The sequence below is a fragment of the Collinsella bouchesdurhonensis genome (assembly GCF_900155365.1).
GTDB lineage: Bacteria > Actinomycetota > Coriobacteriia > Coriobacteriales > Coriobacteriaceae > Collinsella > Collinsella bouchesdurhonensis.
In genome coordinates this window covers 451,542-472,702 of sequence record NZ_LT699743.1, presented here as the reverse complement: position 1 = coordinate 472,702, position 21,161 = coordinate 451,542, and the positions used below count along the sequence as shown (strand labels likewise).

Below are 21,161 nucleotides of genomic sequence, written 5' to 3'. Positions count from 1 at the left end.
CACCTGAGCCACGATATGCCCTTGTGCCTAGCCCGTGCCGTGCAGCGCCATGCAGGCCCTAGAACAGCCTCGTGCGCCTTATCTCGAACGCCTGCCCGTCGGTCGGCATCCTCTTGCCCTTGCGCTGGTTGCAGATGCGGTGCGAGGCCGCCGCGTTCGCGTAGTCCCACGGCGCGCCGCCCCTAGCCAAGGGCACAACGTGGTCAAGCTCGAAGCTCCACGGGTCACCGCTCGGGAGGTCGTAGTCTATGGGTTGCCCGCACAGATGGCACGGCCTGCCCTCCTGCCTCAGCCTGTTGCGCAGCTTGGTCCTCGCGCTGCCGTTGTTCGCGTACTTCGTGCCCGCCATGTCTCCCCCTATCGTCTGGCCGTAGGGTAGCCGGGGCATGAGAAAGGGGCACCCCCGAAGGGATGCCCCTATGCTGCGCTGCATGTGGTCGCGGCTACGCCATGGCGGCCTTGCGCTCGGCGGGCCGCCCGGTTCTCGGCGCGTCCATCTTGCGGATGAGCACGGAGTCCTCGGACACCATGCGGGTGGCCCCGACCTTCCAGCTGTCGAGCTGGCCGGAGGCGCAGAGCTGCGCCACGCGGGCGGTGCTGACCCCAAGCTCCCGCGCCGCATCGGCCGCCGTCATGGCGGGCACGTCGCTCAAGCTCGCCTCCACGGCCACGGTTATGACCCTCCCGCCGTGGCGCGGCTCGTTTCCCACGCTGCCCTGCGGGAACTCCTTCCCTTGCCCCAATGCGTCCAGCACGTGGATGCGCAGCCACTCGGCGGCCATGAGCGCCGCGTCGTTCATGTCCTCGCCGCACGTCGCGCCTTCCATGCCGAACGGCTCGGCGCACACCATACCCTCGTCATCGAACAGCTCGAAGTCCCTCATGTAAAGCATCTCGTCCTCCTATCGTCTCGGCGGTGGCCGGATGGCCGGGCTATCTCAGCCCGGCCTCCTTGCGTATGTCGTTCGCCGTGTTCTCAGGTATCTCCCGGTGTCTCGGCACCGCCACCCTCGCGCCGTTGGGGGCTATCCAGATGTCGTGGTTGCCGCCCGGCTTCAGGAACCTTCCCCCGGCCTTGGAAAGCTCCTTCTCGAGGTCTCTCTTCTTGGTCACCGCTCCTCCTTTCGTTGACACTATATTAGCACTGCTAATACTTTATTGCAAGAAGAATCTTAACTCAATTAAGAGTTTTTAGAGGCATGAAAAAGCCCCTCCGAAGAGGGGCGTTGCTACTTGCTAAGTTTCTCCACCATCCGGCGCTCCCTCGCGCTCAGGCTCCATCCGTCATCGAATCGACACCTCGCCGCCGTTGGCCTGCACGGCCTCGGTTATCGCGTCTATGGCCGCGCGGTAGCCGTCCACGTCCGCGAACTTCGCGACCACGGTGACGCCCCCGTCTTCGAGCGGCGAATCTTCGGGCACGGCGAAGTCCTCCACCGTGCCAAGGTCGAAACCGAAGTCCGACATGTCGAAGTCACCGCTGAGCACGTCCAGCTCGTATGCTAGCGCGTCCTCGTCCCAGCCGGTCATTATGGTCGTTTGGTTGTCGACCAGCGTCAGCGCCCTGCGCTGCGCGTCGGTCAAATCGTCGCAGAACACGACCGGCACCTCGTCCATGCCAAGCTCCTGCGCGGCCTTGCACCTCGCATGGCCCGCCACGATCTCGGCGCGGCCGTCCTGGTCGTGCCAGGCGATGACCGGGTTCCTGAACCCGAACTCCTTGATGGAATTCTTCACCGCCTCAAGCTGCTCCTCGGTGTGCTTCTTGGCGTTGCCGTCGTAGGGTTTCAACGTGCCCAGCGGCACCTGCTCGACCTTCATTCGCTCTCCTTCCTGAGAAGGGGCGGGCATTGCGCCCGCCCCGCGTTGCCTGGCTTCTTCCTGAGAAGCCCCTTCTGCCCTCAAGGCCGCTCACGACAGCAGCCCCGAGATTCCCGTAAGCGCCCACACGATGCCGTAGCACGTGAGCGCGATGAGGAATATCTCGACTGCGGCCCCAAGGACCTTCCCGATAAACTTGCCGATCATGTCATCCTCCAATCTTGAGCAGGCGCTTCGTCTCCGCGACGGTCAGCTCAAGCGCCCTGGCAATCTCTCCTATGGTGCAGCCGCAGCACCTGCGCATCCTCTGCGCGCGCTTGGCCAGCTGCGCCCTGGTCCTCTCCTCGTTGGTCATAGGCACCGCCACGCAAGCACCAGGCCGTAGATAAGCAGGGCGTCCAGAAGCCCGACGAGAGCGATGAGCAACCAGACAACCGCCTTCCCGAGCTTGCGCACGTACCATGCGGGCGTGTGGCGTTCTCGCATCATTCCTGCTCCCATTTGGAACAGCCGTCCTCCTGCATATCGACGCGAAACCCGTCCAGGTAATCCAGGACCTCGCCCCAGGTCTCGAAGTCCTTCGGCTTGAGCGCGTCGAGCTTGCGCCCGCACTGGCCGTAGTCGCAGCACTCCTCGATGCAGTGGATGCATGTCATGCAGGTGCCCGAGCACCCGTTGAGAAACGGATTGTCCTCGTAAAGCCCGGGAGGGAGGTTGTAGCCGCTGCCGGGTTCGTATGACGCCATGCTCATAGGACACCACCTCGGTTGCCGACAATGTGCGCCCCGCATGTCGGGCAATATTCGGCACCGCCAACCGGCTCCACGTCTCCACAGCTCGTGCAGTGCCACGCATGGTTGCGGTACTCGTAAAGCGTGGTGCGTTCGCGGTATTCGTGCTCGGCGAGGAACTTGTCAATGAACTCCGAGGTTTCAATGACACTGAGACCGAGCTTGTTCGTTACGGCCATGCCGTACTCGCACAGGTCGGCAGCCGTTAGAAGGTATTTCTTCTTGCTCATTCCTCCACCACCTTCGCTCCGCATTCTGGGCAAAAGTTCGGCACGTACGATGGCTCGTAATACCTGAACTCATGGCCCGAATCATCGCCATCGTATATCGCACGGCACGTGCGCTCGGCTCGGCGATTCCACGCTTCGGCGGCTTCGGCTTCCGTGCGGAGGATTCTCGCGCCTTGGTTCATCAAGCACTCGGAGTTTTTGCAGGCGACCGCCCAACCCCTCTCGTCATGTGACGTAACCCATTCCACATTCAACGCTTCACCGCCGCAGAACGGGCAGGGAAGCAGGTCGGGCTTGTTGCCGCTCATTCCCATACCTCCTTTGGAAGCTCGCCGTTTTGCAGCGCGTCCCGCAGGCTTCCTGGCAGATTGGCCCAGAGGGAAAGCAGGGCCATGTTGCACGTCTCCTTCTCGGGGCAGTCCGGCAGCATCTTCACGGCGTTCATGGCGCACGCAATCACTGCCGCCTCGCGCATCTCGATAAACGTCATTCCGCACCTCCAAGCTCCCTGGCACGCGCCACGATATCGGCCATCATCGCGCAGACCTTGCCGCCGAGCCGCGGCTCGATGTTGTATCTCTCGCAGTAGAGCGATGGCGTCATCTGCGAGTCCTCGGCCAGCCGTTCCCAGCTGTCGTTAGAACAATCCCATATTCCACGTTGATCAGTTTTGATCGGTTCCGCTCCGTTCTCAGGGCGCTCCACGCGCTCGCGCAACTGCTCGCACACGGCCCTCAGCTCGCCGTTCTCCACCGCCAGCCGCTCTATACCAGCGGCCAGGCNTGTCGGGCAATATTCGGCACCGCCAACCGGCTCCACGTCTCCACAGCTCGTGCAGTGCCACGCATGGTTGCGGTACTCGTAAAGCGTGGTGCGTTCGCGGTATTCGTGCTCGGCGAGGAACTTGTCAATGAACTCCGAGGTTTCAATGACACTGAGACCGAGCTTGTTCGTTACGGCCATGCCGTACTCGCACAGGTCGGCAGCCGTTAGAAGGTATTTCTTCTTGCTCATTCCTCCACCACCTTCGCTCCGCATTCTGGGCAAAAGTTCGGCACGTACGATGGCTCGTAATACCTGAACTCATGGCCCGAATCATCGCCATCGTATATCGCACGGCACGTGCGCTCGGCTCGGCGATTCCACGCTTCGGCGGCTTCGGCTTCCGTGCGGAGGATTCTCGCGCCTTGGTTCATCAAGCACTCGGAGTTTTTGCAGGCGACCGCCCAACCCCTCTCGTCATGTGACGTAACCCATTCCACATTCAACGCTTCACCGCCGCAGAACGGGCAGGGAAGCAGGTCGGGCTTGTTGCCGCTCATTCCCATACCTCCTTTGGAAGCTCGCCGTTTTGCAGCGCGTCCCGCAGGCTTCCTGGCAGATTGGCCCAGAGGGAAAGCAGGGCCATGTTGCACGTCTCCTTCTCGGGGCAGTCCGGCAGCATCTTCACGGCGTTCATGGCGCACGCAATCACTGCCGCCTCGCGCATCTCGATAAACGTCATTCCGCACCTCCAAGCTCCCTGGCACGCGCCACGATATCGGCCATCATCGCGCAGACCTTGCCGCCGAGCCGCGGCTCGATGTTGTATCTCTCGCAGTAGAGCGATGGCGTCATCTGCGAGTCCTCGGCCAGCCGTTCCCAGCTGTCGTTAGAACAATCCCATATTCCACGTTGATCAGTTTTGATCGGTTCCGCTCCGTTCTCAGGGCGCTCCACGCGCTCGCGCAACTGCTCGCACACGGCCCTCAGCTCGCCGTTCTCCACCGCCAGCCGCTCTATACCAGCGGCCAGGCGGTCGATCTCCTCGACTATGCGGCGCATGCCCCGGATGGCGCTCGCCGCTGTCTGCATGTCCGTGTCCTTCATCTCTTCGATCCCTTCATCCAGCGCCTGGCCGTCCTCTCCTCCACGGGCGCGCCGACAGCCGCCAGCCGCGCCATCACCTGCTTCGTGGCGAGGCCCTTGGCACCAAGCCGCGCCGCGAGCTTGCGCTGGTTCCGGCGCTCGGCCAGCTCCCACTCGGCGCGCTCGTTCATCGTCCAGGGCGTCATTTCCGCGTTCCCTCCTCGCACGGAGGCACGTCCAGCCATGCAAGCCACCTGTTGCATTTTTCGCACCATCTCTCACACACGTCTCCGAAGTCCTCGCGCCTGTCCCTCGGCACGTTGTGGGCGCATGCCTGGCACCTCAGCGGTTCATCCTCGGTCATTCGTCCTCCTCCTCGGCCTCTTCCAGCTCCTTGACGCGCTTGTTGTAGAACTCGCGCAGCTCCGGCTCGAAGTAGTCGATGAATTCCTTGCGCTTCCAGCCCTTGGGGACGCAGCCCCTGTAGACTGCGTCGAAGCACCACTCCTCGAACGACTTCGCCTCCCCACCGACATCGGCTGTCGTCGTGGTGTACGCCACATTCTTGACGATTTCCGTTCGGCCCCAGCGCCTCACCTCGTCCTCGTGCGGGTCTTTGGCGTTGAGCTGGCCTTCCAGAATCTCAATCTGGGCTTGCAGACGGTCGTTCTCCTGCTCCAGCTTGTTGATGGCCGCTTGCGCCTCCTCGAGCTCGCCCAGCACGTACTGCTCGCAGTTCATGATCTCCATCGGTTACATCCCTTCCCGTATCATCTCGTGGCCGTCACGGTCCGTGACCAGCCAGTATCCGTATTCGTAGAGGCCGGGGCTGTGCGGCCCGTAGGTCTGCAGCAGCTCGCCGGACCACCAGTCCTCCTCGTAGACCGTCGAGCGCCACTTCCACTCGGCCTTGAGCCGCGCCCCGCCGTGGAACTTCTCGTGGCATCCGGTGGTGCCGCTGCCGCACAGGCAGAACAGCGGGCTTCGCAGGTCCCAGGTACCGCGCGGGGTCACCAGGCGGAACGTCTCGCCCCAGGAGCGGCGCGCCACGTGGTGCACGCTTCCGGCGCGCCTGCCGCAGACGCAGCAGTAGGGGGCGAGCGGCTCGTAAGCCTTGCCGTGGGTGTAGCGCGCTCCCAGGTGGGGCTTGCCGTACAGCTCGGCGCGCTCCTTCGGGTAGCCGCGCAGGATTCCAGCATCGAGAATCATCGCGCCCTCCTGTCCGGCCCCGACATCTCCACGCGCTCGCAGGCGCCCATGATTCGGGAGGCCAGCCGGTCCCCCTCGACGCCGCCCCAGATGTCGCGGAGCTGTCCCAGGCGGTAGTTGCTCGTGATGATGGTCGGCAGGCCCCTCATGGTGCGGGTGTCGATGAGGCGGGTGATGGTCTCCTTGGCCCAGTCGGTCGGCCGCTCCATGCCCAGATCGTCCAGGGCGAGGAGGTCGTATCGCTCGGCGCGCTCGAGGGTTCCCCTCTCGCCGCCGTCCCACTCGGCCTTGATGCCGTCCAGCAGCGCCTTGGCGGTCATGAGCTTGGCCCGCCCGCCGTCCAGGGCGACCATCCGCACTGCGCACGCCGCCGCATAGGTCTTCCCGGTCCCGCAGGTGCCCCAGAGGTAGGAGCCGCGCCCCTTGGCGTAGCGCTGGAAGCAGGCGCACCCCTCCGGGCTGTCAGCCTCGGCGTAGGCGCCGAAGAGGCCCGCCTTGCGCAGGCGGCTCGCCCTGATCCTGTGCAGGGCCTCGACCTCCTCAGAGGTCTGAGTACGGGCTTGCATCGCCGCTCACCTCCTCCTTGCCGCGCCGCTTCTCCCACGTCGTGCAGGCGGCCTTCCACGACTTCATCGGCTCGCGCCCCACCTTCCAGCCCTTCGATTCGTAGAAGGCCACGAAGGACTCGGCGTCGAAGCGGTAGCCCTTCTCCGCGATGTACTCCCGGACCTCCTCGACGGAAGGGGGCGCGAAGCGCTCTCTCTTTGTCTTGTCTTGTCTTGTACTGTCTTGTCTTGTATTGGCTTCGGCTTTTCCAGAACCCCCGTTTTCGCCGTCGCAAAGGGTGCTTTCGCCGTCTGCAAAGGGTGTCTTATCGCTCTGTAAAGGGGCCTTTGCGTTGCCGCGACCGCCCCTTTTGCCCGATTCGATGGCCCGTTTTGAGCAGTCGATGTCATCCCTTAATGATTCGAATATCGCGTCCAGCGGCCAGCCCAGGTCCGCCTCCTCGCCATAGGTGCCGTAGAGGACCAAGGCCCAGAGGAGGGCGCCGCGCTGCCCATCGGGCACCTTGGCGACCGTGTCGGTGAACTTCGGGAACCACGTGAATTTCAATCCCATGGCTCCTCCTAGAACGGGCAGTCTTCGTCGTACACGTCGGCTGGGGCCTGCTGGCGCTGGCTCATGAGCTCGATCTCGTCCACGATGACCTCGAGCTTGCTGCGGCGCTGCCCGTCCTTCTCCCACGAGCTGTAACGGAGCTTGCCCTCGATGGCAACCTTCGTGCCCTTGGCGAGATAGCGGCTCACGGCCTCGGCGCGCGATCCGAACATGGTGCAGTCGATGAAGTTGGGGTAGTCCTCCCAATCGCCGGTCTGCGGGTTCTTTCGGCGGTCGTTCACGGCCACGCCGAAGGACAGGACCTGCGTGCCGTTGCGCAGCGCCCTCATCTCCGGGTCGCGCGTGAGGTTGCCGCTGATGTTGCATCGATTGATGCTCATTGCTGGTTTCCCTTCTGCTCCTTGAGCTGGCCTACGGTCTCGTTGAGGTGCTGTCCGAGCTGGATGATCTGCTCGTCGGTGAGGTCCTGCATGTCCTCCGTGCCGAAGCTCGCGGCCATGTACTTCTCCGTGCTCCCGGCCGTGCCGCCCAGCTCGATGNGCTTGGCCCGCCCGCCGTCCAGGGCGACCATCCGCACTGCGCACGCCGCCGCATAGGTCTTCCCGGTCCCGCAGGTGCCCCAGAGGTAGGAGCCGCGCCCCTTGGCGTAGCGCTGGAAGCAGGCGCACCCCTCCGGGCTGTCAGCCTCGGCGTAGGCGCCGAAGAGGCCCGCCTTGCGCAGGCGGCTCGCCCTGATCCTGTGCAGGGCCTCGACCTCCTCAGAGGTCTGAGTACGGGCTTGCATCGCCGCTCACCTCCTCCTTGCCGCGCCGCTTCTCCCACGTCGTGCAGGCGGCCTTCCACGACTTCATCGGCTCGCGCCCCACCTTCCAGCCCTTCGATTCGTAGAAGGCCACGAAGGACTCGGCGTCGAAGCGGTAGCCCTTCTCCGCGATGTACTCCCGGACCTCCTCGACGGAAGGGGGCGCGAAGCGCTCTCTCTTTGTCTTGTCTTGTCTTGTACTGTCTTGTCTTGTATTGGCTTCGGCTTTTCCAGAACCCCCGTTTTCGCCGTCGCAAAGGGTGCTTTCGCCGTCTGCAAAGGGTGTCTTATCGCTCTGTAAAGGGGCCTTTGCGTTGCCGCGACCGCCCCTTTTGCCCGATTCGATGGCCCGTTTTGAGCAGTCGATGTCATCCCTTAATGATTCGAATATCGCGTCCAGCGGCCAGCCCAGGTCCGCCTCCTCGCCATAGGTGCCGTAGAGGACCAAGGCCCAGAGGAGGGCGCCGCGCTGCCCATCGGGCACCTTGGCGACCGTGTCGGTGAACTTCGGGAACCACGTGAATTTCAATCCCATGGCTCCTCCTAGAACGGGCAGTCTTCGTCGTACACGTCGGCTGGGGCCTGCTGGCGCTGGCTCATGAGCTCGATCTCGTCCACGATGACCTCGAGCTTGCTGCGGCGCTGCCCGTCCTTCTCCCACGAGCTGTAACGGAGCTTGCCCTCGATGGCAACCTTCGTGCCCTTGGCGAGATAGCGGCTCACGGCCTCGGCGCGCGATCCGAACATGGTGCAGTCGATGAAGTTGGGGTAGTCCTCCCAATCGCCGGTCTGCGGGTTCTTTCGGCGGTCGTTCACGGCCACGCCGAAGGACAGGACCTGCGTGCCGTTGCGCAGCGCCCTCATCTCCGGGTCGCGCGTGAGGTTGCCGCTGATGTTGCATCGATTGATGCTCATTGCTGGTTTCCCTTCTGCTCCTTGAGCTGGCCTACGGTCTCGTTGAGGTGCTGTCCGAGCTGGATGATCTGCTCGTCGGTGAGGTCCTGCATGTCCTCCGTGCCGAAGCTCGCGGCCATGTACTTCTCCGTGCTCCCGGCCGTGCCGCCCAGCTCGATGAACTCGGCGCCGAGCTTGGCGCACTTGACGAGCATCTTCTGGCGGTCTGGGCCGCTGTGGGGCGCTGTGGCGGGCGCTTTCTGCTGTCCCGGTGCGGTAGCCCGCGCGGCCTTGGAGCGGGCCATGTTCGTGGCGACCTGCCCGTCATCGTCCTCGCCGCACAGCCCGAAGGCGCTGCGGAGGGCGTAGCGCCGCATGTACGTCTCGAAGCTGCCGCAGGCCTGCGCGTCCGCGCTCATGTACATGGGTCGCTCGTCGAGCACCTGGCGCTCGGTGGAGTCGAATACGATGGTGCGCAGGACGTAGGTGTTCGTGATCTCATTCCACGCCACATGCTGGGTAAGCCCGATGCCGTGTGCGATGAGCGGCTGGCGCACCGCTGCAAGCACCTGGTCCAGGCTCTCGTAGTTGTAGCGGTACTGGCCGCCGTTCCTGGTGGGCACCGTGGCGGTGTTGCTCTTGGTGGGGTTCGCCATCTCTCCCATGGCCTCGATGAGGCGGTCTCCGAACGGCTTCCTCTCGGCCATCTACTCCACCTCCCCGGTCAGCATCCCCGCCACGGCGGAGGGGAGGGAAGCGCCCAGGGCCTCGGCCACCTTCTGCGGGTCGATGCGCAGGACGGTGCCCTTGGCGTGCTCCGGGACCGTCTCGGTGTAGGCCTCGCAGCCATCGGGCACCTCGCCCGTCTCCGCGAAGTACGCCTCGATGCGCTTGTAGTCTGGCTCGGCGCGCATGAGGTCGTGGTCGCACGCCCACTCGGTCAGGGCGTCGAGGTCGGTGGTGCGCAGCCCCGTGGTGGTCTTCTCCTTGGCCACGGTCACGCCGTACGTGCCGACCTTCTTCCCGGCCACCTTGGCGTCCAGGCTCTTGATGCCGTCGCTCTCGTACATCGCCAGGAGCTCCTGGTCGCACTCGCTGCGCAGCCCGTCGCCCTTGGTGGAGACGTAGTCTCCCATGACCTTGAACAGGGCCTGCGCCACGTAAAGGCGCTCGCGGCCTTGCAACGGCTCCACGGTCTGAATCTCTTCCGTCATCTCTCTACCTCTCTTCAATCAGTACATGGATACGCGGGTTCTCTTTGTCGACGCGGTACTCGTCGACGATGGCCCGAACCCAGTGCCAGTTGTCGTTTTCGATTACGTGCTCCGCCACAAGCGCGTCCAAGATGAACTTCACGCCGAAGCGGATGTTGTCCTTGTCCCTTCGGCGGTTCTTCTCGTACCACGTGATGCGCACGTCTACCGGGGCTTTCATTGGTTTTAAGCCCGCCTCGCGGATGGCGCTCCTCACGGAGTCCTGCGCCTTGTGCTTCATCTTGCCGCCCGCTATGGCCCGCCCACGGCACGCCGCGGTGTAGTCGTTCAGGCCGGGGAGCCTGCCTGGAATGACGAACTCCTGCACGCTCATTTCAGCCTCGCAGTCGTATATCCGTCTGCGTCGCTGCGGGCGACCCTCATGCGAATGCCCGGGTCTTCCTCCATGGCGATGCGTGCGAGGTACGGCGCGAGGTGGTTTGGCAGTTCGATGCTGAAACGGATTCGCACGCCGTAGATGCAGCGGTTCGGGCTTGCCTTGCGGTCATGGGCGCGGCTGCACTCCTGACGCGCCATGTCCTTGTACGCCCTCCACTCGTCCGGGTGCATGGCCACCCATTGGCGGGCGTCCTTCATGCGCTGCTCGCCCTTGGGGTCTAGGCCGGGGAGCGCCATCTGGTTGCTGGGGTTCTTCATCTGCCTCATGCGGACACGACCCCGCATGACGCGGCCTGCTGCGCCTGCTGCACCGCCTGGTCCATCGTAGGGATGACAAACAGCCAGAGCACGGCGAGGAAGACCATGGAGGCCATGAGGAAGCCGACCATGACGCCCGCCTTGAACTGGGAGCGCTCGGGCTGCGCCGCCCGGCGCCCGCCCTCGAATGGTATGATGGTCGCAGCCTCTTTCGAGGCTGTTGCGTAGCGGGTGCCCGATGTTCGGTAGCAGGGGGCGCTCGCTTTCTTTTTGTCTTGCATATCCGTTCTCCTTTCGGTGTTTTCGCAGGTCAGGTTAACCGTGGCTTTTTCCGTGGCTATTTTTCTTTTTCTTGGCCCGGCTCTTCGCGCTGTAGTGGCGCTGTCTCTCGCGGTCGTTCCGCTTCTCCCTGGCCGCCTCCTCCCTCATCGCGACGACCTGTTCGGCGAGGTCTGCCATGTGGTGCTCCTTCGTGCACTCGATGCACCAGCCGCTGATGCGGTTGAGGGGCCTGAACGTCCACCGGCCGCAGTTGGGGCATTGACGGCGCTTGCGGAGCGAGAGCCCGCATTGCCTTGCCTGCCACTCGACCGAGTCCGTCGAGCGCCCCAGCGCCTCGGCCACCGCCCCGGCGCCTTCGCCCGCGTGCTCCTCGAGGTACCTGAGCTCGCGTGTCGACCATGGCCTCAAGCCGTCTCCCTTCTCCTCATGTATTCCGGTATCGCGGACGTCCTTATGAGCGTCTTCGACCTCCCGACCCGCATCTGCGGGATGGGGTCGGCGCGGCTCCTCACGTACTCGTACATGATGTCGCGCCCGATCCCCGCGAGCTTGGCGGCCTGCTCCACGCTCACGTAGAGCGGCAGGCCCAGGGGCACGGGCCAGCTGCCGGGAGGGATGCCCGGAGACGTCTTCTCCTCCGACATGGGCTCCTCCTTTCACATGAGACTTATCGGCGTGCAACCGGCCACCTCGGATTCGAGAGACCTCAGCGCGCCGTCGACCTCAGCCTCGTTAAACTGCGGGATGTCGAGCGATGCGTACCACCGGACGAAGTCCATCTCGCCATCCGTGGCGTTCCCGCGCACCACCCTCTTCGCCATGACCGACGCGGTCACCGCCTGGTCAACGTTGATGGGCATCTTTGGGCCTCCTTTCTAAATGCTAAGTTTCACTAACATTCGAGGTGAAAAAAATATCCGCAACTGAGACGTGCAGAAAGTCACAAACAGCCTTTGCCTGTTCGACGCTCATAGATTCCGGATTGTTTTCGTAGCTGGCATATGTTTGTCGAGAAACACCGAGATAAGCAGCTACGGCAAGCTGTTTCACACCTCGAGACTCGCGCACTTCTTTAAGTGATTGCATGCTGCCTCCTTTCACAAAAGCATGTTAGCGATATTTACATTGTACTGTCAAGTTTATTTTCCTAAAATGTTAGAAAAGATAAGCAAAGGGGCGGCAATGGAAATTGGTAAAAACATCAAACGCCTTCGTAAAATGCACGGGCTCACCCAGGAGGAGCTTGCAAAGCAGCTCGATGTTTCTAGAGCGGCCGTCACCCAATGGGAAACGGGGTGGTCATCACCGCGTATGGGGATGATTGAGAAACTGTCCGCGTTCTTTAACGTTAGCAAATCAGAGCTGATTGATGATCCCAATCCTTTGTTCCCCGACGGCGCCATGCCCGTGGTCCCGTCCTCCGCGACCGTCCCGCTGCTCACCCTCGGCCGCGTCCACGCCGGGGCCATGACGGACGAGGAGGAGGTCGCGCACCGCGTCGAGGTCCCCGCCTCGGTGTGCGAGAACCACCCGCGCGCCTTCGCGCTGGAGGTCGAGGGGGACTGCATGGACCGCGTCATACCGGAGGGCAGCCACGTGCTGGTCGACCCGGACCGCGAGCCGGGCAACGGCTCAATCGCGGTGGTCGAGACCGAGTCGTACAGCGCGGTCATGCGCCGCTGGTACCGGGGGAGCAGCACGCTGATGCTCACGGCCGACAGCCACGCCGAGCAGGAGGACATGGTCTTCGGGCCGGAGGACGGCCCCGTGCGCGTGGTCGGCACGGTCGTCTGGTGGCAGGCGCCGAGGGAGATGGAGTAGGGATATGGACGGAATTGTCGGGCTTGATGACGTGTTTCGCGAGACAAGGGGCCTTCTGGAGATGGAGAAGGATATCGTGTCAGGCGGTTACAGCCATCGATGGCCCGCTCCTGGAAGTAAGCTATGCTTGGATCTCTATGCGAAAGAGGATAAGTCGCTGAAGTTCTACCTCGATATCCTCGAGGGCAAGAGGGCGTCTTCGATCGTCATCGGTCTGACTCCGCCGCGCAAGACGACGATGCAGAACCGATTGGCGGAGACGCCCATTTTGAGAATCGACCGCACCGATGAGCCTGATACGATGGTTCATAGAAATCCGGACGGCCGTCGGATCATCGGCTCGCACATGCACCTCGACCTTGACGGCTCTGGTGCCAGGTGGGCCGTTCCCCTGTCCGGGCAAACGGTTATAGTCGGCGCAGAGCGGATGGACGTCCCGCAGCTGTTCTGGGGGTTCCTCGACGTCTGCCATATCAATGAGAGACTGGAAGTAGAGCAATCGCTGGGGGTGTGACATGAGGGTAGAAGATGCCGGCGCGATTATCGATAGCTACGCGGACTTCATCAGGGCGAACATGATTCCGACCCAGCAGGGGGAAGGGGTGTGCATTGCCACCCCCATGCTCAACAGAAACAATGACTGCATGAACGTCTACGTCGGCGAATCCGACTCCGGCGGCCTCGTGTTCACGGATCTGGGCGAGACTATCGGGGACCTCGAGCTGTCTGGCTTCTCTTTGACCGGCCAGCGAACGGAAAAGCTTGAAAGCATCCTTGCGGGGTTCGGCATCGATCGGTCCAATGGTGAGCTCTTCGTGTGCGCGTCCCAAAATGAAGCTGCGGTCCGACTCAACATGCTGCTCCAGGCGATGGCGTCAGTTGATGATATGTACCTGTTGTCGCGCGGGGGCGTGCGGAATCTGTTCGCCGAGGATATCGGCTCATGGATGATGGATAACGACATCTCGTGCGTGCCCGGCCCGTCCTTCAATGGCAGATCGGGCATGCCGTATAAATTCGACTACGCCATCGGGCAGAACAAGCGCCATCCGATGAGACTTATCAAGGCGGTGAACAACCCCTGCCGCAGCGGCATCCAAAACGCACTGTTTGGGTGGGAGGATGTCAAGGCATCTCGGACCGACTGCGAGGGCTATGTTTTCCTCAACTCCCACAACACGAGGGATGGCATGGTGCCCCGGGAGTCCGTGGAGGCGTGTCAGAACTACGGTCTCAAGCCCGTTATCTGGGGGCAGAACGAAGCGGATTTCATCGCTGACCTCGCGGCATGAAAAAGCCCCGGATTTCGGCTCCGAGGCAGGGGCGCGTTTCTTTCAAATAAAAGGAAACGGCCCGCCATGGGCGGACCGCTCCAGACCTCTCAAGCTATCCCGAAGGAAGAACCCAGGGGTTCGTATCGAAAGAGAGGAACCTTTTGTCAAGGACATTAGCCCCAGATATCGGGCTCCGAGGCAGGCCACGTCCTGAGCTTTAAGCAAAGGGCTGATATCAATATACCAAATCCGGGGCCGGAGCCTATCGAACAGATTATGGAGATTGACAAACGGCAACAAAGGCTCTCGGGACTTACCGTGAATGGTGGTGGTACAGGTAAATTTGCTAGGCCCTCCAATATCGGGGCATGGTGCAGCCTCCCAAATCTTCGCAGGGTCGGGCAAAAACGGTGAACTCCTTCGAAATCGGGCGGAGACGGACATTCAGGCAATCGAGCAACTCGTTCGGCTCGATGGCCGTAATCTCCAAACGGTCGCCCCGATCTAGGGAGGACACGACGTCACCGACTTCGAGCTTTTCACCGGTTCTCGCATCTATCAGCATTCCGATACCTCCTAGGAAGGAATTTGATGAACGCATACATCCTATTGGACGAGCCAGATTTAAGAAATCACGCCATGAGCTTCGCGATGGACTGGCTTGAGGAGAAGGGCGGCGGAACCTATTTCTCCGAGACCAAGGACAACAAAACTCTAGGCAAGTGAAAATAGGCCCCGCGCATACGGGCGGCAACCTTGCGCGAGGCCATGAGTCAAACCAACCGAATACACGGAAGGCAAGGTGATTGTACATCATGGCGGTCCGGAAGCTGAAGAGCGGCAAGTGGGCGGCCGACGTCACGGTCGGCGTCAAGTGGGACGGCTCGCGCGACAGGCGCGTGGAGACGTACCCGACCAAGGGGCAGGCCCGCAAGGCGGAGACCCGCCTGCTCATGGAGAAGGAGCGCCTGCGCGGGCGCGTCACGGCGCGCATCACGCTGGCGGAGTTCGTCGACGAGGTGTACTGGCCGCAGAAGGCGGGGCTGCGCGCGAACACGAGGCAGGGCTACGAGCGCGACCTCAGGAGGCGCATCCTGCCCGCGCTGGGCAACATGGAGCTCGAGCAGATAAACAAGCTGAACATACAGCGCATGATATCGGGGTGCCCCACGCGAAAGACGGCGACCAACGCCCGCGAGACGCTGTCCTCGGTGCTGGGGTGCGCCGTCGAGATGGGCATGATTCCCGTGAACCCCGCGTCGTTCCGCTACACCTATCCCGGCGACGGCGCGGCCGACCCCGAGCGCGGCGGCGTGTGGCTCACCACCTTCGCCGAGCATATGCGCCTGCTGGGCCTCCTGCGCGAGACGCAGCCGGGCTCGTGCGTCGAGCGCATCTGCGTGATCGGGCTGTGCGAGGGGCTGCGCAAGGGCGAGGTGCTCGCCCTGCGCTGGGAGGACGTCGACCTCGCGCGGCGCGAGCTCACGGTGCGCGGGACCTACACCCAGGGCATCGGCGGCGCCCACGAGACCGACCCGAAGAACCGCAACGCCCGGCGCACCATCCCGCTGCGCGCCTACGCGGCGGAGCGCATGGCGGCGTGGGGGCCAGGCGAGGGGCCGATCGTCTCCGGGACGGGCGGCGGGCTGCTGAGCCCCGTCACGGCGGGGGAGCGCATGCGCCGCTTCACGGCGGGGAGCTACCCCGACGGGGAGCCGCTGCCGCGCGTGACCATGGCGAGCCTGCGCCACAGCTTCGCGACGGCCTGCGTCAACGAGGGCATGGAGGTCTCGAAGCTGTCGCGCATCATGGGGCACGCGGACGTCAAGACCACGATGCGTTACTACGTGCGCCAGAAGCTCGGCGACCTCAAGGCGGCGGTCGATGCCATGGACGGTGCGCGCGATAAAACCGACAAGTCTTTATAATTATGTTGCATTTTATTGGCAAGTGTTTATAATTTATAGGCGAAGGGAGGAACGATGCCCACGGAACAGGAAGTCAGGCACGTGCTCAAGCGCCTGAAAAAGGAGGGATGGGAGCTCGAGAGCGGAAAGGGGAGCCACGTGGTCGCCAGGAAAGACGGCAAGATGGTGACGGTACCCACTGCAAAGCGCGAGATACCCATCGGGACGTACAGGAACATAGCCAAGGGCGCGGGCTGGAAGTAGGCCCGCCCCGAAAGGGGCATCGAACAGATATGGGAAAGTACATCTACCAGGTGCTGCTGACGCCCGAGGAAGATGGCGGGTACAGCGTCGAGGTCCCGGACCTGCCCGGGTGCTTCACCTACGGGGACACCTACGAGGAGGCCGCGCTCATGGCGGCTGACGCGGCGCGGACCTATGTCGCGTCGCTCCTGAAGCACGGCGACGAGGTTCCCGCACCGACCGTGCGCGACGCGGGCGGCCAGACCCTCATGGTGTTCTTCGAGGCGGAGGAGAGCTACATCGTGGACGGCGAAACGGTCTCGGCCGCCAAGGCGTCCCGCATGCTCGGGGTGAGCGCCGGGCGCGTGACGCACATGCTCGACTCGGGCATCCTGGACGGGTTCCGCAGGGGCCGCAGGACGTACGTCTCCGTGAAGTCCATCGAGAAAAGGCTGGCATCCAACCCCGGCGCAGGGAGGCCCAAGACGGACGTCGCATAGCACGCAATCGGCCGTGTTTGGCAATCGATGGCAATCGTTTTAGACGTAACCGCAGGTAGACGGCTTGTCATGCTGGGGTTCGAATCCCCAGCTCTCCGCCAGTTTGACTTGGAAAGGACGTCCACCCGGGCGTCCTTTTTCCGTTTTGAAGGAGCCCGGGGATTCGAACCCGAGAGAGTGCGGAGCTGAGGCAACGCGCTCGCTTGCTAGGGCGCGATGACGATATCGTCGCGATGTGCTCGGATAGCGTCCCAGGAGAACAGCTCGACCAGTTCTGCTGCGCTGCGCGGTTTGACATCTGGGGCGATGCCAGCGAGATGCGCGATGTATCCCAAAAGTGCTTCGGGCGAGCCAAATCGTTCGCGAAGCTCGTCCATACCGCAGTCGTGATCGCGCTTGGAAAGGCGACGTCCATCGGCGGCAACGAGCAGCGGCACGTGGGCATAATGCGGGTGAGGATATCCCAGCAGATTCTGCAAATACATCTGGCGCGGCGTGGATGAGAGTAGGTCGTTTCCGCGCACAACTTCTGTGATGCCCATGGCGGCGTCGTCAACTACGACCGCAAGCTGATAGGCGAAGATTCCATCGCTGCGCCGAATCAAAAAGTCACCGCATTCTGAGGAGAGCGACTCGCGCTGTTCGCCGTAAACACCGTCTACAAATTCAATAGTATCGAAAGGGCTGTTGGCTTCCGGCACACGCAGGCGCGTTGCCGGCGGCCGTACGGCTGTGCGCTGCGCCACCTCTGTAGGCGAGAGGTGGCGGCACGTGCCCGCGTAGATGGGGGTACCATCGCTCGCATGTGGAGCGCTTGCCGCGTGTAGCTCGGCCCTCGTGCAAAAGCAGGGATACGTGAGGCCGGACGCGACGAGCTTCTTGAGGGCGACTTCGTAAAGGTTCGTACGGTCTCGTTGATAGAAGGGGCCTTCGTCCCAGTTCAGGCCAAGCCAGCGAAGGTCTTCGATAAAAAGATCGGACCACAGGGGATTGCGGCAGCGCGTATCGAGGTCCTCGATGCGCAGGACCATGCGCCCGCCCTGGCTTCGCACGGAAAGCCATGCCATAAGGGCAGAGAAGATATTGCCCAGATGCATACGTCCGGAAGGCGACGGCGCAAAGCGTCCCACGACGCAGGCGTCGCGTGGGCCGTTTGCGCTGTCGATATGTTCTTCGTTGAATTCCATGTCGCTCAGTATAGAGGTTGGAGTGCGTCTGCGCTTGCTCGACGTCATTTGATGTCTCGATGCTGAGTTTGGATTTCGTTGCAATCTGGACGAAAACGCGGCAGCGCGTGCGGGTATACTGTGCTCTCAATGTTACATGGAGGTGCGTGCGCGATGATAAACTGGCTGATACGTCGTTTGGTGGCGCAGCCGGAAGGTGGGCCTTTGGACGCTTCGGTGCGTACCCGTGCCGGACTGGCCGCAGGCATCATCTGCATTTGCTGCAATATCGCGTTGTGCGTGAGCAAGGGCATCGTTGGACTGCTTACGGGTTCCGTGTCGCTTGTTGCCGACGCCGTCAACAACGTATCCGACGCTTCGAGCAATATTGTGAGCTTGCTGGGCTTTCGCCTGGCGGCACGTCCTGCCGACGCGGGCCATCCGTATGGGCATGGACGCTTTGAGTACCTAGCGGGCCTCAGCGTGGCTGTGATCGTGTGCTCCGTGGGTCTTAACTTGATTACCGAATCGGTGAATAAGCTGCTCCATCCGTCGTTTACCGAATACGGCACGGCTTCGATGGCGGTGCTCATTCTTTCTATGGTGGTCAAAACGTGGATGGCCCTATTCAATAGGCGCTTGGGGTATCGCATCGATTCGGGGACGCTTCTCGCTACTGCCGTCGACTCCCGAAATGACGTGATCGCCTCTGGTGCGGTCTTGGCGGCTGTGCTCATCTCCCGTGCCACGGGTGTCGACCTTGATGGCTGGGCAGGCTTGGGCGTGGGCCTTTTTGTGTGTGCCGGTGGCGTCGACTTGGTGCGCGACGCGGCGAGCCCTCTTCTGGGCCAGGCTCCAGACGAGGGGCTTGTTGAGCGCATCCACACCAAGATCATGTCGTATCCCGGGGTCCTGGGCACGCATGACCTTATGGTGCACGATTACGGCCCGGGCCGTCAGTTCGCAAGCGCGCATGTCGAGATGCCGGGCGAGCGCGACGCCTTTGCCAACCATGAGGTACTCGACACCATCGAGCACGACATCCAGCGAGAGTTGGGGGTCGAGATAACGTTGCACTGCGATCCTGTTGTGACTGATGCTCCCGATGGCTTTGACTTGCGCTCGTGGCTTAACGAGCGCGTGAGGGATATCGACCCGCGGCTTTCGGTCCACGATGTGCGCCAGAAGCGAGGTTTTGTGGCGTTCGACCTGGTACGTCCTGTCGATTTTGATATGGATGACGATGAGCTTCTTTCTCGGGTGAGTGCGCTTGTGGGCGAAAAATGCCCCGGTGTCCCCTGCGTGGTGACGTTTGACGCTGGTTACGTTTCGCCGGTGAGCGATGGGAGCGTCTTGACGGATGATGCGAAGGGCTGATATGCCTGCCTTGTTGGGGAGCACCAACATCGAATGTGGACGCGCGCGCGTGCGAAACGTCCCTGCACGACTACAATAGGGCCACGGATACCGCCGACGTAAGGATGTACCATGCGTACCCGTTTTCGCGCAATTACCGCCTTGGCCTTGGTGCTGGTGGCGTCTTTGATTCCTGCTGCAGCTTATGCGAGCGCCTACCAGACATCGCAGGTGGATATGCGGGCGCACGTGGCGCCCGATGGCTCCCTGCAGGTGAGCGAAGAACGAACCTTCGAGTTCACCGACGATGTTAACGGTGTGTACTGGGAGATCCCGCTCGGACAAAATCAGCAGGGCGAGAACGTGACCCTGAGCATCAACGGCGTTTCTGTCGATGGAGATGAATTCCAAGAGGCGGATTATGCCTCCTCGGGGGATTACGGCGTCTATACCGTAGATACCAGCGGCTCGTCTGTGACTTTAAAGATCTTTATGCCTTCGTCCGATGGCTCGAGTGCAGATGTCGAGATCTCCTACACGATGAGCGGCGCGGTCATGCTTTGGCAGGATACCGCCGAGCTCTACTGGAAGTTCGTGGGAGACGGATGGGGGGAAGACTCGAACGACGTGACGCTTAACGTTTCGTTTGACGCCTCGCTGGTGCAGCAAAACCCCGCTACTGTAGGCGATACGCTGCGTGCCTGGGGCCATGGTCCGCTAACGGCGACGGTCACGCCCGACGACGAGGACGGCGAGGTTGATTACGATGTCCCCTGCGTGAGGAGCGGCGAATTCGCCGAGGCGCGCATCGCGTTCCCCGCGTCTTGGGTGCCCAGCATGCCGCTGAGCTCTCGATCGGACGAAGAGCGCCTTCCTGACATTTTGGATGATGAAGAAAAATGGGCCGAGGAGGCAAATGCTCGTCGCGAACGCGCACGGCTTCTTTCCTATGGCTTGGCGGTGTTGACGGTCGCTGTTTCCGTGGCGCTGCTGGCGGTGACGGTGATACAGAAACTGCGCCTCAAGCGTCCTGTCCCCACGTTTAACGAGACGTACTTCCGTGATGTTCCAAGCGACGACCACCCTGCCGTGCTCGCGACGTTTATGAACAAAGGCACGGTGCCCGACCGGGCTTTTGTTGCTACGCTTATGAAGCTTACGGACGATCGTTTGATCAAGCTGCAAAGTGTTGCCACACCTGGTCAAAAAGCTGCAAGCGACTACTGCATCTCGATGGATAACGGTGGCTTTACGAGGGCAAAGAACGGAATCGATCGCGCTGTGCTCGAACTGTATTTCTTGGGCGTCGAGCGCCAGGGAACTACTCTTTCGCGCACATTCCAGTCGTTCAAGCAATATGCCAGAAAGCATACGAGTACGTATTCCAGGCGGCTTGATAACTACACGCACAGCGTCACGGGCGCTATGGAATCCAGGAATCTCGTTGCTTCCGACGGCACGGCGGCTGTGGTGCTCACGATTATTGGTGGCACGTTTGTCATCGGAGGAGGGCTTCTCCAGATGTTCTTCTTGGATGCTCCCGTGCCTAACATCATTGCGTTTGGCGTCTCCGTTGTCTGCTCGGTGATTACCATTCTGTTGGGCTTGACCTTCCGTCGCCTAACGCAAGAGGGCACCGACTTGGAGAACAAATGCCGCGCGCTTAAGAGGTGGCTCGAGGACTTCACCCGCCTGGGCGAGGCCGTGCCGGGTGACCTTATCTTGTGGAACAAGCTCATGGTGATGGGCGTGGCCCTGGGTGTTTCCAAAAGGACGCTGCGCGAGCTTGCCGACGCCGTGCCGCCTGCGGTTCGTAACGCCGAGGGCTTCTACGATTACTACCCCGTGTACTGGTGGTGCTATAGCGATCCTGCACTCGACGCTCCCACCGATTCGATTGGCAGGGTCTACCACAATTCCGTGTCCGCGGTGGCAGCTTCGGAGTCCAGCTCCGGCGGTGGCGGCGGTGGTGGCTTTTCCGGCGGCGG

At 62.2% G+C, this 21,161-nt stretch carries 39 protein-coding genes; 9 read left to right on the top strand and 30 right to left on the bottom strand.

Features of this window, described 5'->3' with window-relative positions; genetic code table 11:
• Positions 1–58: 58 nt before the first annotated feature.
• From BQ9843_RS08460 to BQ9843_RS08315, 29 genes are all read right to left on the bottom strand, one after another.
• Positions 59–349 (bottom strand): HNH endonuclease, encoded by a 291-nt coding sequence (locus BQ9843_RS08460; RefSeq protein WP_075844673.1) that lies wholly within the window; start codon positions 347–349, stop codon positions 59–61.
• Positions 350–443: 94 nt separating this feature from the next.
• Complete coding sequence (locus BQ9843_RS08455; protein WP_075844672.1) at positions 444–893, bottom strand: helix-turn-helix domain-containing protein; 450 nt, start codon at positions 891–893, stop codon at positions 444–446.
• Positions 894–933: 40 nt separating this feature from the next.
• On the bottom strand, positions 934–1,113 hold the full coding sequence (locus tag BQ9843_RS08450) for a type II toxin-antitoxin system HicA family toxin (RefSeq protein WP_075844671.1): 180 nt from the start codon (positions 1,111–1,113) through the stop codon (positions 934–936).
• A 171-nt stretch (positions 1,114–1,284) separates the two neighbouring features.
• A complete protein-coding gene (locus tag BQ9843_RS08445) occupies positions 1,285–1,821 on the bottom strand; it encodes a ParB/Srx family N-terminal domain-containing protein (RefSeq protein ID WP_075844670.1) in 537 nt (178 codons plus the stop codon).
• Between the two features lie 351 nt (positions 1,822–2,172).
• Positions 2,173–2,310 (bottom strand): hypothetical protein, encoded by a 138-nt coding sequence (locus tag BQ9843_RS08905; RefSeq protein ID WP_154665545.1) that lies wholly within the window; start codon positions 2,308–2,310, stop codon positions 2,173–2,175.
• Positions 2,307–2,567: a hypothetical protein gene (locus BQ9843_RS08440; RefSeq protein ID WP_143327654.1), complete on the bottom strand. Its 261-nt coding sequence runs from the start codon at positions 2,565–2,567 to the stop codon at positions 2,307–2,309. The genes BQ9843_RS08905 and BQ9843_RS08440 overlap by 4 nt, the downstream gene beginning before the upstream one ends.
• A 2-nt stretch (positions 2,568–2,569) precedes the next feature.
• Positions 2,570–2,842, bottom strand: coding sequence for a hypothetical protein (locus tag BQ9843_RS08435; protein ID WP_075844668.1), 273 nt, complete (start codon positions 2,840–2,842; stop codon positions 2,570–2,572).
• Positions 2,839–3,150, bottom strand: coding sequence for a Lar family restriction alleviation protein (locus BQ9843_RS08430; RefSeq protein ID WP_075844666.1), 312 nt, complete (start codon positions 3,148–3,150; stop codon positions 2,839–2,841). Before BQ9843_RS08430 ends, BQ9843_RS08435 begins: the two co-directional genes overlap by 4 nt.
• Positions 3,147–3,332: a hypothetical protein gene (locus tag BQ9843_RS08425; protein ID WP_075844665.1), complete on the bottom strand. Its 186-nt coding sequence runs from the start codon at positions 3,330–3,332 to the stop codon at positions 3,147–3,149. The genes BQ9843_RS08430 and BQ9843_RS08425 overlap by 4 nt, the downstream gene beginning before the upstream one ends.
• A gap of 520 nt (positions 3,333–3,852) precedes the next feature.
• Positions 3,853–4,164, bottom strand: a complete 312-nt coding sequence (locus tag BQ9843_RS08415; RefSeq protein ID WP_075844666.1) for a Lar family restriction alleviation protein — start codon at positions 4,162–4,164, stop codon at positions 3,853–3,855.
• On the bottom strand, positions 4,161–4,346 hold the full coding sequence (locus BQ9843_RS08410) for a hypothetical protein (RefSeq protein WP_075844665.1): 186 nt from the start codon (positions 4,344–4,346) through the stop codon (positions 4,161–4,163). The genes BQ9843_RS08415 and BQ9843_RS08410 overlap by 4 nt, the downstream gene beginning before the upstream one ends.
• A complete protein-coding gene (locus BQ9843_RS08405) occupies positions 4,343–4,711 on the bottom strand; it encodes a hypothetical protein (protein WP_075844664.1) in 369 nt (122 codons plus the stop codon). The genes BQ9843_RS08410 and BQ9843_RS08405 overlap by 4 nt, the downstream gene beginning before the upstream one ends.
• Positions 4,708–4,896, bottom strand: a complete 189-nt coding sequence (locus BQ9843_RS08400) for a hypothetical protein (protein WP_075844663.1) — start codon at positions 4,894–4,896, stop codon at positions 4,708–4,710. The genes BQ9843_RS08405 and BQ9843_RS08400 overlap by 4 nt, the downstream gene beginning before the upstream one ends.
• Positions 4,897–5,050: 154 nt before the next feature.
• Complete coding sequence (locus BQ9843_RS08395; protein WP_075844662.1) at positions 5,051–5,440, bottom strand: hypothetical protein; 390 nt, start codon at positions 5,438–5,440, stop codon at positions 5,051–5,053.
• A 3-nt stretch (positions 5,441–5,443) separates the two neighbouring features.
• Positions 5,444–5,899: a hypothetical protein gene (locus tag BQ9843_RS08390; protein WP_075844661.1), complete on the bottom strand. Its 456-nt coding sequence runs from the start codon at positions 5,897–5,899 to the stop codon at positions 5,444–5,446.
• Positions 5,896–6,465 (bottom strand): ATP-binding protein, encoded by a 570-nt coding sequence (locus tag BQ9843_RS08385; protein WP_075844660.1) that lies wholly within the window; start codon positions 6,463–6,465, stop codon positions 5,896–5,898. Before BQ9843_RS08385 ends, BQ9843_RS08390 begins: the two co-directional genes overlap by 4 nt.
• Positions 6,440–7,018 (bottom strand): DUF6291 domain-containing protein, encoded by a 579-nt coding sequence (locus BQ9843_RS08380; protein ID WP_075844658.1) that lies wholly within the window; start codon positions 7,016–7,018, stop codon positions 6,440–6,442. The genes BQ9843_RS08385 and BQ9843_RS08380 overlap by 26 nt, the downstream gene beginning before the upstream one ends.
• Positions 7,019–7,026: 8 nt before the next feature.
• Complete coding sequence (locus BQ9843_RS08375) at positions 7,027–7,398, bottom strand: single-stranded DNA-binding protein (RefSeq protein ID WP_075844657.1); 372 nt, start codon at positions 7,396–7,398, stop codon at positions 7,027–7,029.
• A 378-nt stretch (positions 7,399–7,776) separates the two neighbouring features.
• Positions 7,777–8,355, bottom strand: coding sequence for a DUF6291 domain-containing protein (locus tag BQ9843_RS08365; protein WP_075844658.1), 579 nt, complete (start codon positions 8,353–8,355; stop codon positions 7,777–7,779).
• 8 nt (positions 8,356–8,363) lie between these two features.
• Entirely contained in the window at positions 8,364–8,735 is a 372-nt protein-coding gene (locus BQ9843_RS08360) for a single-stranded DNA-binding protein (protein WP_075844657.1), read from the bottom strand.
• A complete protein-coding gene (locus tag BQ9843_RS08355; RefSeq protein WP_075844656.1) occupies positions 8,732–9,421 on the bottom strand; it encodes an ERF family protein in 690 nt (229 codons plus the stop codon). The genes BQ9843_RS08360 and BQ9843_RS08355 overlap by 4 nt, the downstream gene beginning before the upstream one ends.
• The gene (locus BQ9843_RS08350; RefSeq protein WP_143327653.1) at positions 9,422–9,946 is read right to left on the bottom strand and encodes a hypothetical protein; all 525 of its coding nucleotides are present in this window, start codon (positions 9,944–9,946) and stop codon (positions 9,422–9,424) included.
• Positions 9,933–10,295, bottom strand: coding sequence for a RusA family crossover junction endodeoxyribonuclease (locus BQ9843_RS08345; RefSeq protein ID WP_083648028.1), 363 nt, complete (start codon positions 10,293–10,295; stop codon positions 9,933–9,935). The genes BQ9843_RS08350 and BQ9843_RS08345 overlap by 14 nt, the downstream gene beginning before the upstream one ends.
• A gap of 2 nt (positions 10,296–10,297) precedes the next feature.
• Positions 10,298–10,624, bottom strand: coding sequence for a hypothetical protein (locus BQ9843_RS08340; protein WP_230205646.1), 327 nt, complete (start codon positions 10,622–10,624; stop codon positions 10,298–10,300).
• A gap of 5 nt (positions 10,625–10,629) precedes the next feature.
• Positions 10,630–10,905: a hypothetical protein gene (locus BQ9843_RS08335; protein WP_075844652.1), complete on the bottom strand. Its 276-nt coding sequence runs from the start codon at positions 10,903–10,905 to the stop codon at positions 10,630–10,632.
• A gap of 34 nt (positions 10,906–10,939) precedes the next feature.
• Complete coding sequence (locus BQ9843_RS08735) at positions 10,940–11,083, bottom strand: hypothetical protein (protein WP_154665544.1); 144 nt, start codon at positions 11,081–11,083, stop codon at positions 10,940–10,942.
• Positions 11,084–11,310: 227 nt separating this feature from the next.
• Complete coding sequence (locus BQ9843_RS08325) at positions 11,311–11,550, bottom strand: helix-turn-helix domain-containing protein (protein ID WP_075844650.1); 240 nt, start codon at positions 11,548–11,550, stop codon at positions 11,311–11,313.
• A 12-nt stretch (positions 11,551–11,562) separates the two neighbouring features.
• Positions 11,563–11,766: a hypothetical protein gene (locus tag BQ9843_RS08320; RefSeq protein WP_075844649.1), complete on the bottom strand. Its 204-nt coding sequence runs from the start codon at positions 11,764–11,766 to the stop codon at positions 11,563–11,565.
• Between the two features lie 22 nt (positions 11,767–11,788).
• On the bottom strand, positions 11,789–11,992 hold the full coding sequence (locus tag BQ9843_RS08315; protein ID WP_075844648.1) for a helix-turn-helix transcriptional regulator: 204 nt from the start codon (positions 11,990–11,992) through the stop codon (positions 11,789–11,791).
• A 96-nt stretch (positions 11,993–12,088) separates the two neighbouring features.
• On the opposite strand from BQ9843_RS08315, the gene BQ9843_RS08310 reads away from it, so the two are divergent.
• The 7 genes from BQ9843_RS08310 to BQ9843_RS08280 all read left to right on the top strand — a co-directional run bounded on the left by BQ9843_RS08310 (position 12,089) and on the right by BQ9843_RS08280 (position 16,651).
• Positions 12,089–12,727, top strand: a complete 639-nt coding sequence (locus BQ9843_RS08310) for a LexA family protein (RefSeq protein ID WP_075844647.1) — start codon at positions 12,089–12,091, stop codon at positions 12,725–12,727.
• A gap of 4 nt (positions 12,728–12,731) precedes the next feature.
• Complete coding sequence (locus BQ9843_RS08305; protein WP_075844646.1) at positions 12,732–13,241, top strand: DUF6978 family protein; 510 nt, start codon at positions 12,732–12,734, stop codon at positions 13,239–13,241.
• A gap of 1 nt (position 13,242) precedes the next feature.
• On the top strand, positions 13,243–14,019 hold the full coding sequence (locus tag BQ9843_RS08300) for a DUF1829 domain-containing protein (RefSeq protein ID WP_075844645.1): 777 nt from the start codon (positions 13,243–13,245) through the stop codon (positions 14,017–14,019).
• Between the two features lie 573 nt (positions 14,020–14,592).
• A complete protein-coding gene (locus tag BQ9843_RS08940; RefSeq protein ID WP_268258805.1) occupies positions 14,593–14,727 on the top strand; it encodes a hypothetical protein in 135 nt (44 codons plus the stop codon).
• Positions 14,728–14,816: 89 nt separating this feature from the next.
• Entirely contained in the window at positions 14,817–15,929 is a 1,113-nt protein-coding gene (locus tag BQ9843_RS08290) for a tyrosine-type recombinase/integrase (protein WP_075844643.1), read from the top strand.
• Between the two features lie 54 nt (positions 15,930–15,983).
• A complete protein-coding gene (locus BQ9843_RS08285) occupies positions 15,984–16,172 on the top strand; it encodes a type II toxin-antitoxin system HicA family toxin (protein ID WP_075844642.1) in 189 nt (62 codons plus the stop codon).
• 29 nt (positions 16,173–16,201) lie between these two features.
• Complete coding sequence (locus BQ9843_RS08280; protein ID WP_075844641.1) at positions 16,202–16,651, top strand: type II toxin-antitoxin system HicB family antitoxin; 450 nt, start codon at positions 16,202–16,204, stop codon at positions 16,649–16,651.
• A gap of 206 nt (positions 16,652–16,857) precedes the next feature.
• Here BQ9843_RS08280 and gluQRS read toward each other — a convergent pair whose 3' ends face one another.
• Complete coding sequence (gene gluQRS, locus BQ9843_RS08275) at positions 16,858–17,838, bottom strand: tRNA glutamyl-Q(34) synthetase GluQRS (protein ID WP_075844640.1); 981 nt, start codon at positions 17,836–17,838, stop codon at positions 16,858–16,860.
• Positions 17,839–18,042: 204 nt separating this feature from the next.
• Here gluQRS and BQ9843_RS08270 point away from each other — a divergent pair, with 204 nt between their 5' ends.
• Positions 18,043–19,194: a cation diffusion facilitator family transporter gene (locus BQ9843_RS08270; protein ID WP_230205645.1), complete on the top strand. Its 1,152-nt coding sequence runs from the start codon at positions 18,043–18,045 to the stop codon at positions 19,192–19,194.
• Between the two features lie 111 nt (positions 19,195–19,305).
• A partial coding sequence (locus BQ9843_RS08265) for a DUF2207 domain-containing protein (protein ID WP_075844638.1) occupies positions 19,306–21,161 on the top strand: 1,856 nt, incomplete at its 3' end.